General features: G+C 67.1%; 14 protein-coding genes. 2 read left to right on the top strand and 12 right to left on the bottom strand.

Translation table 11 applies throughout. The features are described from left to right. Positions 1 to 22: 22 nt before the first annotated feature. From ACT7B3_RS12470 to prmB, 3 genes are read right to left on the bottom strand one after another with little or no spacing between them, the layout of a single operon-like run. Complete coding sequence (locus tag ACT7B3_RS12470) at positions 23 to 427, bottom strand: DUF6489 family protein (RefSeq protein WP_445158149.1); 405 nt, start codon at positions 425 to 427, stop codon at positions 23 to 25. 51 nt (positions 428 to 478) lie between these two features. Then, on the bottom strand, positions 479 to 1,564 hold the full coding sequence (gene aroC, locus ACT7B3_RS12475) for a chorismate synthase (protein WP_445158150.1): 1,086 nt from the start codon (positions 1,562 to 1,564) through the stop codon (positions 479 to 481). 30 nt (positions 1,565 to 1,594) lie between these two features. Then, the gene (gene prmB / locus ACT7B3_RS12480) at positions 1,595 to 2,548 is read right to left on the bottom strand and encodes a 50S ribosomal protein L3 N(5)-glutamine methyltransferase (RefSeq protein ID WP_445158151.1); all 954 of its coding nucleotides are present in this window, start codon (positions 2,546 to 2,548) and stop codon (positions 1,595 to 1,597) included. 119 nt (positions 2,549 to 2,667) lie between these two features. On the opposite strand from prmB, the gene ACT7B3_RS12485 reads away from it, so the two are divergent. Next, positions 2,668 to 3,243, top strand: a complete 576-nt coding sequence (locus ACT7B3_RS12485; protein WP_445158152.1) for a Smr/MutS family protein — start codon at positions 2,668 to 2,670, stop codon at positions 3,241 to 3,243. A 10-nt stretch (positions 3,244 to 3,253) separates the two neighbouring features. Here the strand turns inward: ACT7B3_RS12485 and ACT7B3_RS12490 are convergent, their stop codons facing one another. From ACT7B3_RS12490 to ACT7B3_RS12500, 3 genes are read right to left on the bottom strand one after another with little or no spacing between them, the layout of a single operon-like run. Further along, a complete protein-coding gene (locus tag ACT7B3_RS12490) occupies positions 3,254 to 4,309 on the bottom strand; it encodes a patatin-like phospholipase family protein (protein ID WP_444677149.1) in 1,056 nt (351 codons plus the stop codon). 29 nt (positions 4,310 to 4,338) lie between these two features. Next, the gene (locus tag ACT7B3_RS12495; RefSeq protein ID WP_445158153.1) at positions 4,339 to 5,196 is read right to left on the bottom strand and encodes an alpha/beta hydrolase; all 858 of its coding nucleotides are present in this window, start codon (positions 5,194 to 5,196) and stop codon (positions 4,339 to 4,341) included. Then, positions 5,193 to 6,008 (bottom strand): alpha/beta fold hydrolase, encoded by an 816-nt coding sequence (locus ACT7B3_RS12500; protein ID WP_445158154.1) that lies wholly within the window; start codon positions 6,006 to 6,008, stop codon positions 5,193 to 5,195. Before ACT7B3_RS12500 ends, ACT7B3_RS12495 begins: the two co-directional genes overlap by 4 nt. A gap of 227 nt (positions 6,009 to 6,235) precedes the next feature. Here ACT7B3_RS12500 and ACT7B3_RS12505 point away from each other — a divergent pair, with 227 nt between their 5' ends. Beyond that, a complete protein-coding gene (locus tag ACT7B3_RS12505) occupies positions 6,236 to 7,183 on the top strand; it encodes an AEC family transporter (RefSeq protein ID WP_445158155.1) in 948 nt (315 codons plus the stop codon). Between the two features lie 8 nt (positions 7,184 to 7,191). On the opposite strand, the gene ACT7B3_RS12510 is transcribed toward ACT7B3_RS12505, so the two are convergent. The 6 genes from ACT7B3_RS12510 to htpG all read right to left on the bottom strand — a co-directional run bounded on the left by ACT7B3_RS12510 (position 7,192) and on the right by htpG (position 14,366). After that, positions 7,192 to 7,500, bottom strand: a complete 309-nt coding sequence (locus ACT7B3_RS12510; RefSeq protein WP_444677147.1) for an antibiotic biosynthesis monooxygenase family protein — start codon at positions 7,498 to 7,500, stop codon at positions 7,192 to 7,194. A 13-nt stretch (positions 7,501 to 7,513) separates the two neighbouring features. Further along, entirely contained in the window at positions 7,514 to 7,984 is a 471-nt protein-coding gene (sixA, locus tag ACT7B3_RS12515; RefSeq protein WP_445158156.1) for a phosphohistidine phosphatase SixA, read from the bottom strand. Then, positions 7,981 to 9,054, bottom strand: a complete 1,074-nt coding sequence (locus ACT7B3_RS12520) for an NAD(P)H-dependent glycerol-3-phosphate dehydrogenase (protein WP_445158157.1) — start codon at positions 9,052 to 9,054, stop codon at positions 7,981 to 7,983. Before ACT7B3_RS12520 ends, sixA begins: the two co-directional genes overlap by 4 nt. Positions 9,055 to 9,173: 119 nt before the next feature. Further along, entirely contained in the window at positions 9,174 to 10,616 is a 1,443-nt protein-coding gene (locus tag ACT7B3_RS12525; RefSeq protein ID WP_445158158.1) for an NAD(P)(+) transhydrogenase (Re/Si-specific) subunit beta, read from the bottom strand. 16 nt (positions 10,617 to 10,632) lie between these two features. Next, positions 10,633 to 12,204 carry a Re/Si-specific NAD(P)(+) transhydrogenase subunit alpha gene (locus ACT7B3_RS12530; protein WP_445158159.1) on the bottom strand — a complete coding sequence of 524 codons (1,572 nt, stop codon included), beginning with the start codon at positions 12,202 to 12,204 and terminating at the stop codon, positions 10,633 to 10,635. A 257-nt stretch (positions 12,205 to 12,461) separates the two neighbouring features. Then, positions 12,462 to 14,366 carry a molecular chaperone HtpG gene (gene htpG / locus ACT7B3_RS12535; protein ID WP_444677145.1) on the bottom strand — a complete coding sequence of 635 codons (1,905 nt, stop codon included), beginning with the start codon at positions 14,364 to 14,366 and terminating at the stop codon, positions 12,462 to 12,464. Between the last annotated feature and the right edge of the window lie 20 nt (positions 14,367 to 14,386).

The raw sequence follows: 14,386 nt of genomic DNA on the forward strand, positions 1-14,386 counted from the left end.
CCGCGGCTGCCGCATGCAAAACCTATTCGGAGCGTCGCGACCGCGAGCGGGCACTGGCCGCCTTGGCTCGGCCTGACGCCGGCTGGTCGGCCGCGGCAGCCGACGCCTCCCCTTCCGCCGACTTCGACGCCGCCTGGCCGGAAGCGCTGCCCGCCTGGCGCAGCATGTCGAGCATCATCTGCTGGTAGGTACCGAAGCTCGCCAGGCCCTGCGAAAGCCCCTGCGACAGCCCTTGGGTCATGTTCTGCGACAGCCCCTGCTGCAGGAACGGCTGCATCAGGCTCATCGGGTCGTACCCCTCCGCCCCCGACTCCATCTGCTTGTAGATACGCTCGAGCAGATCCTTCTGGAAGGCCTCGACATCGGGCAGCCCCAGCGAGCGACGAAACTCTTCCGGGGTCAGGTCAAATTCGACGTTGATCTTCATGCCAGCTCCTGCGCAGGTGTTTCCCAACAGTGTAGCAACATACAGCCTCGCTCAACGCAAAACCGGCGTGGCGACCCGCACCTCGGCGTTCTGCGCGCGGTGGCGCAGCAGGTGATCCATCAGGGTCAGCGCCATCATCGCCTCGGCAATCGGCGTGGCGCGGATACCAACGCAAGGGTCGTGGCGTCCCTTGGTCACCACCTCGACCGGGTTGCCGTGCACGTCGATGCTGCGCCCGGGCAGCGTGATGCTAGAGGTGGGCTTGAGCGCCAGGTGCGCCACGATCGCCTGGCCACTGGAGATGCCACCGAGTACGCCACCGGCGTGGTTGGAGAGAAAGCCCTGCGGCGTCAGCTCGTCGCGATGCTCGCTGCCACGCTGCGCCACCGCGGCGAAGCCGTCACCGATCTCCACCCCCTTCACCGCATTGATGCTCATCAGGCCGTGGGCCAGCTCGGCATCGAGGCGGTCGAACACCGGCTCGCCCAGCCCCGGCGGCACGCCTTCGGCCACCACGGTGATCTTCGCACCTACCGAGTCCTGGTCGCGGCGCAGCTGATCCATAAAGGCTTCGAGTTCGGGCACGCGTGCCGGGTCGGGGCAGAAGAAAGGATTGTCGTTGACCGTCTCCCACTGCTTGAAGGCGATCTCGATGGGGCCGAGCTGGCTCATGTAGCCGCGCACGGTAATGCCCTGGCCGGCCAGGTACTTCTTGGCAATGGCGCCGGCGGCAACGCGCATGGCGGTTTCCCGGGCGCTGGAGCGTCCGCCGCCGCGATAGTCGCGGATGCCGTACTTGTGGTGATAGGTGTAGTCGGCGTGGGCGGGACGGAACTGCTCCTTGATATTGCCGTAGTCCTTGGAGCGCTGGTCGGTGTTCTCGATCAGCAGGCCGATCGAGGTGCCGGTGGTCACGCCCTCGAACACGCCGGAGAGGATGCGCACCTGGTCGGGCTCGCGGCGCTGGGTGGTGTGTCGCGAGGTGCCGGGGCGGCGACGATCGAGATCGTGCTGCAGATCAGCCTCGCTGAGCGGCAGCCCGGGCGGGCAGCCGTCGACGATGGCGCCCAGCGCCGGGCCGTGGCTCTCGCCGAAAGTGGTGACGGTGAACAGCTTGCCGAAGGTGTTGCCGGACATGGACGTGCCTCCCGATATCGTGAAGGGGGATCAGGCGAAGGACGCCGCGTGGGCGTCGAGTTCTGCGGCAGTGAGGGCGAACACGCCCTGACCGCCGCGCTCGAAGTCGAGCCACACGAAGGGCACCTCGGGGAAGGCCGCCTCCAGGTGGCGATCGGAGTTACCCACCTCGACGACCAGCACGCCGTCATCGGTGAGATACTGCCGCGCCTCACGCAGGATGCGGCGTACCACGTCGAGTCCGTCGGCACCGGCGCCCAGCGCCAGCGCCGGCTCGTGGCGATACTCAGCGGGCATGGTGGCCAGGTCGTGGGCATCCACATAGGGCGGGTTGGAGAGGATCAGGTCGTAGCGCTGGCCGGCCAGCCCCTCGAACAGGTCGGAGAGCACCGCGCGCACCCGCAGACCCAGGTCGTGGCGCTGGATGTTCTGCCGCGCCACCGCCAGCGCATCGGCGCTAACGTCGGAGAGATCCACCTCGCAGGTGGGCAGATGCAGCGCAGTGGCGATACCGATGCAGCCGGAGCCCGTGCAGAGATCGAGCACCCGCGCCGGCGGCTCCTCGGGGAACCAGGCCTCGAAACCGCTCTCGATCAGCTCGGCGATGGGCGAACGAGGAATCAGCACGCGCTCGTCGACATCGAACGGGAAACCGGCGAAAAACGCCTCGCCGAGCAGATAGGGCAGCGGCTTGCGACTGGCGATACGCTCGCGCACCAGGCCGACAATTCGCGCTCGCTCCAGGGGCAGCAGGCGCGCCTCGAGCACACCCGGGTCAATGTTCCACGGCAGGTGAAGGGCGCCCAGCGTCAGCGCCACGGCTTCGTCCCAGGGGGAATCGGTGCCGTGGCCGTGGAACAGCCCGGCCAGGTGGAACTCGCTGGCCGCCCAGCGCAGGAAGTCGCGCAGGGTGACGAGATCGCGACACAGCACGTCGTCATCCAGGGTGAGGGTCGAGCGGGAGTCGAAGGGGGAGTTGGCCACGAAAGGTCCTGCGCAGGTCGTTTAGGGTCGATGCCTCGATTGTACCCGCGGCGGCTGGCGGTTCACAGCCAGGCTCAGGCCGTTATACTGGGCCGCTCGACGACAGCAGACGAGCTACCATGACCCAGCGCCAGCCGCCCGACGATGATGACGACGCCAACGCCTTCCGCCAGGCGCTGCGCGAAGCCGGCGTGCGCCGCATTGCCGTCAACCGTGCCGACCCGGGGCGGCCGCGGCGCCATGACCCGGCGGCCGCCGAGCGTCGCGCGGCGGCGGTGGCGGCGGACACCTCCGAGAGCGCCAGCCGCACCAGCGACGGCCGCGTGGAGCCGGTGCGGCCATCGGAATTCCTCGACTTCGCCCTGCCCGACCTGCCCTACCGCACCCGCAGCCAGCTCAAGCGCGGCCAGATCGCCTGGGAGGCGGGCCTCGATCTGCACGGCTACAGCCTCGACGAGGCGCGCCTGGAGCTGGAAGGCTTTCTCAAGGAAGCGGTGGGCAGCCGCATGCGCTGCGTGCTGGTGGTGCACGGCAAGGCGTGGGGCAGCACGGCGGATTACCCGGTGATCAAGAGCCACGTCAACGCCTGGCTGCGCGAATGGCCCGCGGTGCTGGCGTTCTGCTCGGCACGGGAGATCGAAGGGGGTACCGGCGCCGTCTATGTGCTGCTGCGCCGCCGCGGGCAGAACGCTTAGCCACGTAAACCTAGCCGGTACCTCCACCCGACTGGTGGTCGGCAGGCATCTGCGGCGGCTCGACGATCATCCCGCCGCTGCCCCCATCGCCGCTGTGCGTGCGCCCCTCGTAGCGGTCCAGCGCCTCAAGGGCCAGGTGGCGTCCCAGACGAATCAACGCATCGGCGCGGTGGAACTCGAAGGCGCCGCAGACCGTCTTGGGCACCTCGATCAACACGTCCGGCGGATAGCCGGCAACCTTGTACTTGGCCAATGAGGCCTGGGTGATGTCGAACGAGGCCAGGATCATGTCGAGCCGGCCCCAGGCCCGCCCGGCGCTGGCTGCCCGGCCACGCCGACCGCCGTCAGGCTCCCCTTCGGCATCTCCTCCCAGCCCCTCGAACAGCCAGCGGGTCGCACCGCGCACGTCCATCCAACCCTTGGCCGCGGCTTCGGCTTCCATCGCGGGCTCCTCCTCGGCCGGCAGCAGATCCTCCAGCGACACCGGCCGCGCGCTGTGGGCGGTCACGTTGACGGCCAGCAGCATGTCCGCGTGGGCCGAGACCGTCGGGGTGATCGGCAAGGGGTTGAGCAGGCCGCCATCGACCAGGGTGCTGTCGCCGACATGCACCGGCGTGATGACCCCCGGAATGGCGATGGAGGCGCGAATGGCCCGCAGCAGCGAGCCCGACTGGAACCACACTTCGCGCTGGCGCGCCAGGTCGGTGGCCACGGTGGTGAGGGGAATCGGCAGGTCCTCGATCTGGATGTCGCCGACTAGCTCCTCGAGCTTGCTCATCACCTTGTTGCCGCGCATGGCCCCCATCGGGCTGAAGGTGACATCAACCAGCTTCAGCACGTCGAAATAGTCGAGCTGGCAGACCCAGTCGCGGTAGGCTTCGAGCTGCCCAGCGGCATAGACCCCAGCGATGACCGAGCCCATCGAACAGCCCGAGAGCGCGACGATCTCGTAGCCCCGCTGCTCCAGTACCTCGATCACGCCGATGTGCGCGTAGCCGCGCGCCCCGCCGCTGCCCAGGGTTAGCGCCACGCGCTTGCCCAACTCTACCGCCTGCCTGCTGCTCATTGCGCCGCTCCTTGTCGTCATGCGCTTGGCTATCGCGCCAGCCAGGCCGCCACGGCCTCGGCCACGGCCGGCGCATGGGCGGGCTCCAGGTGCAGGTGATGCCCGCCGGCCAGCACCTTCCGTGTCAGCCGCGGCACCGCCGCTCGGGCGGCCCTGGCCGGCTCCCGCTCGCCGAGGATGCCCGTTTCTCCTTCGATCAGCAAAACCGGCGCCGGGATCGCGCCGAGCAGGGCCAGGGTCTGCTCGGGGCAAAGCCGTACCGGCGAGGGCCACAGCAGCCGGCCATCGGTACGTAGGCGCACATGCCCCTCGCCATCCCGCGCCAGGTTGCGCTCGACCAGCGGCGTCGCGGTTTCGGCATCGATCGGCGTCACGCCTCCGGCCACTCGCGCTGCGACAGCCGTTCTTGCATCAGGATAGCGCGGCGCCGCCGAGCGCGGACGCCTGGCCGCTTCCAGCCCCTTGCGCAGCTGGCTGGCACAGCCCTCGGCCGGTGTGGTGACCGACCCCAGGCCGTCGATCAGCATCAGCCGCTCGACCCGCTCGGGCAGCGCCGCGGCGGTCAGGCAAGCCACCCCGGCACCCATCGAATGGGCCAGCAGCGAGAGCCGCTCAAGCCCCAGGGAGTCGGCGGCATCGAGCAGATCGTGGCAATAGTCCCACAGGGCATAGTCGCCTTCACGATGCTCGGAATGGCCATGGCCGGCGAAGTCCAGCGCGACGATGCGAACACCAAGGCGCTCGACCAGCAGCGGCGCCAGGCGCGTGAAGCTCGCCGCGTTGTCGAGCCAGCCGTGCAGCGCCAGCCAGGTCGGCGCCTCCCGGTCGCCCCAGGCCAGGCCGGCTAGCCGCCCCTGGGCCAGGCGTAGCGCTTGCGGTGCCGTCATCGTGAGGCTCCTAGCAGGTCGTCGAGGATGGCCAGCAGGGCGCTGCGGGTCTCGTCCGGGTGCTCCATGGGAAACATATGGGTACCCGGCACCAAGCGCACGGCAATGCCGTGGCGCTCGAGCCGCCGCCGTCGCTTGGGCGTGATCAGGTCCGACTCGCTGCCCGCCAGCAGGCCGAAGGGTACCTGCAGCCGCCGCGGCAGCCGGGTAAGATGATCGGGCAGGTGGCGGAAGATTTCGGTCTCGATCGCCGCGTCATAGACCAGCTCGGCGGCGCCGTCGTCGCGCAGCCGCGTGCCGCCCTCCACGTAGTCCTGCAGCGCCTCGGGCGTGAAGCGCCGGAACAGGCCGCGGCGGCGCAGGTGGTTGGCCATGGCGTCGCGGGTGGGCCAGGCGGTACGGCGCCCCTTCGACTTGCCCGCGGGCGTCACGCGGTCGACGAAGCCGAAGCGCTTGGCCAGCTTCATGCTCCAGGCATCCAGCCCCAGCATCAGCGGCGGATCGAGCATCACCACACAGCGGAACCGCTCGGGGGCCTGCTCGGCGGCCATCGCCATCAGCACACCGCCCATGGAGTGGCCGACGCCGATGACCGGGCCGCTTTCATCCATCACATGCTCAAGCAGTTCATCGCGCAGGGCCAGCCAGTTGGGCCCCACCGGGTAGCTCGGATGGTGCCCCAGCCGGTCCACCGGATGGATGTCGAAGCGCGCCCGCAGCGGGGTCAGCAGGCTACGATAGCTCATGCCGGGAAAGCCGTTGGCGTGAGCGAAGACCAGGCGTGGCCGCCCGGAACAGGCGTGTTCGTTCATGTTCAGGATTCCAGAAGGAGACGAGGCTATCGCCGGTGGCGATAGCAGGCTAACGGGTTTACTCTATCGCGCCAAGTCGACCTCCGACCCAATGTTCACCGCCCTGCCCTGGAGCTCTTGCATGTCACGTCCCCCCAAACCCCGGCGCGATACCCGCGTGCGCAATCGTGTGTTCTTCATTACCGTGATCGCCGCCCTTATCGTCGACCTGTGGCTGGCTCGCTGACATGAGTCTCTCCGCGCTCTTTCTTGCCACGCTGGAAGTCACCCTGCCGGTATTCGCCATGGTCTTCATCGGCCTGGGCCTCAAGCGACTGGGCTGGATCGACCAGGCCTTCATTGCCACCGCCTCGAGCCTGGTGTTCAAGGCCACCATGCCGACGCTGATCTTCCTCAGCATTATCAAGGCCGACCTTGACGCGACGCTCAACCCCGCCCTGCTCGGCTTCTTCGCACTGGCCACCTTGGGCAGCTTCCTGCTGGCCTGGGGCTGGGCCATCCTGCGTGTGCCCTACGTCGACCGCGGCGTCTATGTGCAGGGCGCCTTTCGCGGCAACTGCGGCATCGTCGGCCTGGCCCTGGCTGCCGGCATGTACGGTGACTACGGGCTCTCCGCCGGGGGGCTGCTGCTGGGTGTGGTGATCCTCACCTATAACGCCTTTTCGGTGATCGCCCTAGCCACCTACCAGGAGGGCAAGAGCGCCGACTGGCGCAGCATCATCCACCATATCGTGCGCAACCCGCTGATCCTATCGGTGGTCGCCGCGGTGCCGGTAGCCGCCTTGGAGCTGCGCCTGCCGGGTTGGCTGATGACCTCGGGCGAGTACTTCGCCTCGCTGACCCTGCCGCTGGCGCTGATCTGCATCGGCGCCACCCTGTCGCTGGGTTCAATCCTGGAGTCCGGGCGGCTGGCCACAGGCGCCAGCCTGATGAAGATGGTTACGCTGCCGCTGGCGGCCACTCTGGCGGCCTGGCTGGTCGGCTTCCAGGGGCGCGAGCTGGGCGTGCTGTTCCTGTTCTTCGCCAGCCCCACGGCGGCCGCCAGCTTCGTGATGGTGAAGGCGATGGGCGGTAACGCCGCGCTGTCTGCCAACATCATCGCGCTGACCACCCTGATGGCCAGCCTGACCATCACCCTCGGGGTGTTCACCCTGAAGGTGGCCGGCTGGATCTAGGAAACGGCTTAGTGGTCGGTGCGGATAATTACCTCGAACTGCTCCAGGCCGCCGCCCTCGCCGACGGCTTCCTTGGGCATGGGGTTGGCGTGGGCACGCTTGAAGTCATCGCTGCCGACCCAGGCGCGAAAGGCCTCCTGGCTCTCCCACTCGGTTTCCACGACATAAGGCGCCTGGTTGCCCAGCGGGCGCAGCACGCGCATGGCGACGAAGCCCGGCTGCTTGTCGATTTCCCCGGCACGGGCGCGAAAGCGCGCCTCGAAGTCCTCCTCGTAGCCCGGCAGGACCGCGACGCGATTATTGACGATGAAGCGCATGGTGACGTCCCTTTCAGCGAATGTCGGTAGGTGTCATGAAGCGTAGCAGGCGCGCGCAGCCTGCGGCCCACACCTCGCCTTCCAGCTCGGCCACACCGGCGGTGGGAAAGCCCAGACCACGCTCGGCGCGCCCTTCGCTCAACAGCCCGGTCAACGCCCCGACCAGCGGCATATGGCTGACCAGGATCCGCGGCAGCACCGCCTGGCCTTCCAGCAGCCAGTCGCAGACCGCCTGGGGCGGGTCGTCTGGCGTGATGATCGGCAGCGACTCGGGCTCGACGCCCAGTTCGGCGGCCAGGTGCGCCGCGGTCTGCCGCGCACGCAGGTAGGGGCTGGTGTACAGCCGCGCCCCGCCCGACAGCTCCCGTGCCAGCCAGGCGGCCATGCGCTGCGCCTCGGCATGGCCGCGTTCGCTCAGCTCGCGGGCACGGTCGGGATAGCCCGGCCCGGCATCGCCATGGCGCATCACGAACAGCCGCATCATGGCTTGGCCTCGCCCGCCTCGACGCGGCGATGGGCCTGCTGCACGGCTTCCCGCGGCAGCACGAACTCCACGTCGCTGCTCTGCTCGCCGCGCATCAGCATGCGCGCCATCTCGCGTGCCGGCACGCCCTCGAAGAGCACCTGGTAGAGCCCCTCGGCCAGCGGCATGTAGACGCCGTCCGCCCGCGCCTTGTCGCGTACCAGGCGCACGGTGTTGACCCCCTCGGCGACCTGGCCCAGGGCCGCTACTGCCTCGTCAAGGTTCTTGCCCTGGCCCAGGGCATAGCCCACGCGATAGTTGCGCGAGAGCTGCGAGGAGCAGGTCACGATCAGGTCGCCCACCCCGGCAAGACCAAGGAAGGTCATGGGGTTGGCGCCCAGGCTCACGGCGAAGCGACCCATTTCGGCCAGCGCCCGGGTCATGAGCATGCTGCGGGTGTTCTCACCCATGCCCAGCGCCGCCGCCATGCCGGCGGCGATGGCATAGATGTTCTTCAGCGCACCGCCGAGCTCGACGCCGTAGCGGTCGTTGCTGGCATAGACCCGGAAGTAGTCGCAGCTCAGCGCCTGCTGCACGCGGGTGCGGGTCAGTGCATCGTCGCTGGCCACCACGGTGGCGGTGAGCTGCTTCTGCGCGATCTCGGTGGCCAGGTTCGGGCCGGAAATCACGCCGATGTGGGCAAAGCCGGTCTCCTCCTCGAGGATCTGGCTCATTAGCTTGAAGCCTTCCTCCTGGATGCCCTTGGTGGTACTGACCAGGATCTGGTCGGCATTGAGCCATGGCCGCGCCTGGCGCACCACGTCACGAAAGGCCTGGGAGGGAATCGCCACCAGCACCAGCTCGGCGCCCTCGAGCACTTCACCCATGTCGCTGGAGGCGCGCACCGCCGGGTTGATGGCGTAGTCCGGCAGGTAGCGCGAATTGCGATGCTCGCAGTTGATCTGGGCAGCCAGCTCGGGGTCGCGCAACCACTGGCATACCCTGTTGCCATTGTCGGCGGCGATGCTCGCCAGCGCGGTACCGAAGCTGCCGCCCCCTAGAACTGCTACCCGCATGGGTTCGTCTGCCATGTCTGCCCCGCGAAATCGGTCATGAAACGGAAGAAATTGCCCTGAGTGTAACGAAGAATGCCCCCTTGCGGGGGCATTCACACCAACGCTCGGCGCGAGGTCAGGGTCTCGCGAGCGCCTCAGTCGATCAGCGACAGCAGGGAGTCGATGCTCTCTCGGGCGTCACCGTAGAACATCCGCGTGTTCTCCTTGTAGAACAGCGGGTTCTCGATGCCGGAGTAGCCGGTACCCTGGCCCCGCTTGCACACGAACACCACGCTGGACTTCCACACCTCGAGCACCGGCATGCCGGCGATGGGGCTGTTGGGGTCGTCCTGGGCCGCCGGGTTGACGATGTCGTTGGAGCCGATGACGATCACCACGTCGGTCTTAGGGAAGTCATCGTTGATCTCGTCCATCTCCAGCACGATGTCGTAGGGCACCCGCGCCTCGGCCAGCAGCACGTTCATGTGTCCCGGCAAACGCCCGGCCACCGGGTGGATGGCGAAGCGTACTTCCTTGCCGGCCGAGCGCAGCTTGCGCACCAGCTCGCTGACGGCGTTCTGAGCCTGAGCCACGGCCATGCCGTAGCCCGGCACGATGATCACGCTGTCGGCGTTGTTCAGCGTGCTCGCCACGCCGGCGGCATCGATCGCCACCTGCTCGCCCTCGATCTCGGCGGCCGGCCCCTGGGTGCCGCCGAAACCGCCCAGGATGACGCTGACGAAGTTGCGGTTCATCGCCCGACACATGATGTAGGAGAGAATCGCCCCCGAGGAGCCGACCAGCGCGCCGGTGACGATCAGCAGGTCATTGGAGAGGGTGAAGCCGATCGCCGCCGCCGCCCAGCCGGAGTAGCTGTTGAGCATCGACACCACCACCGGCATGTCGGCGCCACCGATGCCCATGATCAGGTGCCAGCCGATGAAGAACGACAGCACCGCCAGCAGCAGCAGCGTCCAGAAGCCCGCCCCGTTGAGATAGAGAATGGCCAGCAGCAGCGACAGCGCCGCGGCACCGGCGTTGAGCATGTGCCCACCGGGCAGCTGCTGCGGCTTGCCGTCGACCTTGCCCGCCAGCTTGCCGAAGGCGATCACCGAGCCGGTGAAGGTCACCGCGCCGATGAAGATGGCGAACACCACCTCGATCTGCAGGAACATCAGCTCGTCGGGGGCCTTGGTCGCCACCAGGGCGGCAAAGGCGGAAAACTCCTGGTACCCCGCACCAAGCGCCTGGGCGGCCATCACGCGGCGCCGCTCGAGATCGGCGTTCCAGGCCACGAACACCGCGGCCAGGCCGACGAAGCTGTGCAGCGCCGCCACCAGCTGCGGCATCTCGGTCATGGCCACCCGCTTGGCTACGTACCAGCCGATCACCGAACCGATTGCGATCATCGGGATCATCAGCCAGTAGTGGCCGATCCCCGGGCCCAGGGCGGTGAACAGCACCGCCACGCCCATACCGACGATGCCATACCACACCGCCCGCTTGGCCTTCTCCTGATTGCTCAGCCCGCCTAGGGAGAGCACGAAGAGGACACTTGCCGCGATAGCCGCGGCCGATACAAAACCTTGTGCCAACATGACTTGTCTCCGGCGCTCAGGATTTCTGGAACATGGCCAACATGCGGCGGGTGACCAGGAAGCCCCCCACGATGTTGATGGTGGCGATCAGCACCGACACTGCCGCCAACAGCACGACGAGCCAGTTACCTGAACCGATCTGCAGCACGGCCCCCAGGATGATGATGCCGGAGATGGCATTGGTCACCGCCATCAACGGTGTATGCAGCGAGTGGCTGACGTTCCAGATCACCTGGAAGCCGACGAAGCAGGCCAGCACGAAGACAATGAAGTGCTGCATGAACGAGGCCGGGGCGATCTGGCCCAGCAGCAGCATCAGCGCACCGCCGACCCCGAGCAGGGTCACCTGGCGCTTGGTCTGGGCCTTGAAGGCGGCATGCTCGGCGGCACGCTTCTCCTCGGGCGTCGGCTCCTTGACCTTCTCCTTGGGCTTGGCCGCGGCAATGGCCTTTACCTTCGGCGGCGGCGGCGGGAAGGTGATCTCGCCCTGGTGCGTGACGGTGGCCCCGCGGATCACGTCGTCTTCCATGTCGTGCACGATCGCGCCGTCCTTCGCCGGCGTCAGATCGGTGAGCATGTGGCGAATGTTGGTGGCGTAGAGCAGCGACGACTGGGTCGCCATGCGCGACGGGAAGTCGGTGTAACCGACAACGGTCACGCCGTTGTCGGTGACCACCTTCTCGTTCGGCACGGTGAGATCGCAGTTGCCGCCCTTCTCGGCGGCCAGGTCGACGATCACCGACCCCGGCTTCATCGCCTTGACCATCTCCTCGAGCCACAGCTTGGGCGCCGGGCGGCCCGGGATCAGCGCGGTGGTGATGACGATGTCGACCTCGGGGGCCTGCTCGCGGAACAGCGCCAGCTGCTTCTCGCGGAACTCGGGGCTCGAGGGTGCGGCGTAGCCACCGGTACCGGAGCCGTCCTGGGCCTCCTCGAAGTCGAGGAACAGGAACTCGGCGCCCATCGACTCGATCTGCTCGGCTACCTCGGGACGCACGTCGAAGGCGCGTACCACGGCACCGAGACTGGTCGCCGTGCCGATGGCGGCAAGGCCGGCCACGCCCGCGCCGATCACCAGCACCTTGGCCGGCGGCACCTTGCCCGCCGCAGTGACCTGGCCGGTGAAGAAGCGTCCGAAGTGGTTGCCCGCCTCGATCACCGCCCGGTAGCCGGCGATATTGGCCATCGACGATAGCGCGTCCATCTTCTGCGCCCGCGAGATCCGCGGCACCATGTCCATGGCCACCACGGTCGCGCCCTTGGCCCGGCAGCGCTCCAGCAGCGCTTCGTTCTGAGCCGGCCAGAAGAAGCTGATCAGGGTCTGGCCCTCGCGCAGCCGATCGGCTTCCGCCTCGTTCGGCTCGCGCACCTTGATCACGATTTCGGCGGCCTGCCACAGCGCATCCGCGCCGTCGACCACCGTCACCCCGGCATTGCGATAGGCGTCGTCATCGAACCCGGCCGCCGCGCCGGCGCCGGATTCGACAAGACATTCGTGTCCAAGCTTCTGGATGAACTGCGCACTATCAGGCGTCAGCGCAACACGCGCTTCCCCCTGGGCGAGCTCCTTGGGTGCACCAATCTTCACGTTGGATCTCCCTAATATGGTTATTGATATTTTCTATAGGCAATCCGGCTATTCTTACCTGAGCGTGCCGCATTGCACAACTGCAAAACGCGTTGTGCAAGCCATCAAAAAGCCCGGCTCATCTCATTGAAAAAAGGAAAAAATCATTAGGTGACGTTGACGTCAAGGTGAAGCACGGCGGTACAGGAGCAGACACGCCGAAGGCCGCCCGCGGGCGGCCTCCAGGGGACAGCGGCGCGCGGTGGCGCCGCATCGATTCAGGCCGTCAGCAGCGAATTGAGGCGCCGCACGTAGGCCGCCGGGTCGTCGAGATGGCCGCCCTCGGCGATGATCGCCTGGTCGAGCAGCACCAGCGCCAGCGCCTCGAAGCGCTCGCCTTCGGCGTCTTCCAGGCGCGCCACTAGCGCGTGCTCGGGGTTGAGCTCGAGGATCGGCTTGACCTCCGGAACCTTCTGTCCCGCCGCCTCCATGATGCGGCGCATCTGGAAACCCATCTCGTGCTCGGGCAGCACCACGCAGGCCGGGGAGTCGGTCAGCCGGTGGGTCACCTTGACCTCCTGCACAGCGTCGCCCAGCGCCTCTTTGACGCGCTTGACCAGTCCCTCCTTGGCCTTGGCGGTCTCTTCCTGGGCCTTCTTCTCTTCTTCGCCCTCGATGGTTCCCAGATCGAGCTCACCCTTGGCCACGTCGACGAAGCCTTTGCCATCGAAATCGTGCAGGTGGCTCATCAGCCACTCGTCGATGCGGTCATGCAGCAGCAGGACCTCGATGCCCTTCTTGCGGAAGATCTCCAGGTGCGGGCTCGACTTGGCCGCATTGAAGCCGTCGGCGACAATGTAGTAGATCTTCTCCTGCCCTTCCTTCATGCGCGACACATAGTCGGCCAGCGACTGGTCCTGGGTCGTGCTGTCGGTATGGGTGGTGGAGAAGCGCAGCAGGCCGGCAATCTTCTCGCGGTTGGCGAAGTCCTCCGCCGGGCCCTCCTTCAGCACGCTGCCGAAGGTGTTCCAGAAGGTCTGGTAAGCCTCCTTGTCCCTGGCCAGCTTGGTCAGCATGTCCAGCGCCCGCTTGGTCAGCGCGCTCTTGATCTTCTCGACCTTCGGATCCTGCTGCAGCAGTTCGCGGGAGACGTTGAGCGATAGCTCGCGGGTGTCGAGCACGCCCTTGATGAAGCGCAGGTAGAGCGGCAGGAACTGCTCGGCGTCGTCCATGATGAAGACGCGCTGCACGTAGAGCTTCACGCCGCGCGCCCCGTCGCGCTCGTAGAGATCGAACGGCGCACGCCCCGGCACGTAGAGCAGGCTGGTGTACTCCAGCTTGCCCTCGACCTTGTTGTGGCTCCAGGTCAGCGGGTCGGAGAAATCGTGGGCGACGTGCTTGTAGAACGCCTGGTACTCGTCGTCGGAGATCTCACCCTTGGGGCGCGACCACAGCGCCGTGGCCTCGTTGACGTTCTCCCAGGTGGTGACCTCGCTGCCTTCGATCGCCTTGCCTTCCTCATCCTTGGCCGCTTCCCTGCGCGGCATGCGCACCGGCACTTCGATATGGTCGGAGTACTTGCGCACCAAGCTCTTCAGGCGGTACTCATCGGCGAACTCCGTGGCGTCCTGCTTCAGGTGCAGGACGATCTCTGTGCCGTGCACCTCGCGCTCGAGGTCGGCCACGCTGAACTCGCCCTCGCCCCTGGAGCGCCACTCGACGCCCTCGGCCTTGTCGCTGCCCGCCTTGCGGGTACGCACGGTCACCTCGTCGGCAACGATGAAGCCGGAGTAGAAACCGACCCCGAACTGGCCAATCAGCCGCGCATCCTTCTGCTGCTCGCCGGAGAGCTGCTTGAGGAACTCGGCGGTGCCGCTGCGGGCGATGGTGCCGAGGTTCTGGATCACCTCGTCACGGTTCATGCCGATGCCATTGTCGCGCACGGTGACCGTGCCGGCCTTGGCGTCATGCTCGATCTCGATGCGCAGCTCGCTGTCGCCCTCGTAAAGCGCATCGTTGTCCAGCGCCGCGTAGCGCAGCTTGTCGCAGGCGTCGGCGGCATTGGAAATCAACTCGCGCAGGAAAATCTCCCGATTGGAATACAGGGAGTGAATCATCAGGTGCAGCAGCTGCTTGACCTCGGTCTGAAAGCCGAGAGTTTCCGCTTGGGTGGCAGTGGACATGGACCTTTTACCTCATGGCT

The organism is Halomonas sp. E14, assembly GCF_052568415.1.

Coding starts and splice junctions, on each gene's coding strand:
- ACT7B3_RS12470 (WP_445158149.1), bottom strand. CDS start 427: ATGAAGATCAACGTCGAATTTGACCTGACCCCGGAAGAGTTTCGTCGC.
- aroC (WP_445158150.1), bottom strand. CDS start 1,564: ATGTCCGGCAACACCTTCGGCAAGCTGTTCACCGTCACCACTTTCGGC.
- ACT7B3_RS12485 (WP_445158152.1), top strand. CDS start 2,668: ATGACCCAGCGCCAGCCGCCCGACGATGATGACGACGCCAACGCCTTC.
- ACT7B3_RS12490 (WP_444677149.1), bottom strand. CDS start 4,309: ATGAGCAGCAGGCAGGCGGTAGAGTTGGGCAAGCGCGTGGCGCTAACC.
- ACT7B3_RS12495 (WP_445158153.1), bottom strand. CDS start 5,196: ATGACGGCACCGCAAGCGCTACGCCTGGCCCAGGGGCGGCTAGCCGGC.
- ACT7B3_RS12500 (WP_445158154.1), bottom strand. CDS start 6,008: ATGAACGAACACGCCTGTTCCGGGCGGCCACGCCTGGTCTTCGCTCAC.
- ACT7B3_RS12505 (WP_445158155.1), top strand. CDS start 6,236: ATGAGTCTCTCCGCGCTCTTTCTTGCCACGCTGGAAGTCACCCTGCCG.
- ACT7B3_RS12510 (WP_444677147.1), bottom strand. CDS start 7,500: ATGCGCTTCATCGTCAATAATCGCGTCGCGGTCCTGCCGGGCTACGAG.
- sixA (WP_445158156.1), bottom strand. CDS start 7,984: ATGATGCGGCTGTTCGTGATGCGCCATGGCGATGCCGGGCCGGGCTAT.
- ACT7B3_RS12520 (WP_445158157.1), bottom strand. CDS start 9,054: ATGGCAGACGAACCCATGCGGGTAGCAGTTCTAGGGGGCGGCAGCTTC.
- ACT7B3_RS12525 (WP_445158158.1), bottom strand. CDS start 10,616: ATGTTGGCACAAGGTTTTGTATCGGCCGCGGCTATCGCGGCAAGTGTC.
- htpG (WP_444677145.1), bottom strand. CDS start 14,366: ATGTCCACTGCCACCCAAGCGGAAACTCTCGGCTTTCAGACCGAGGTC.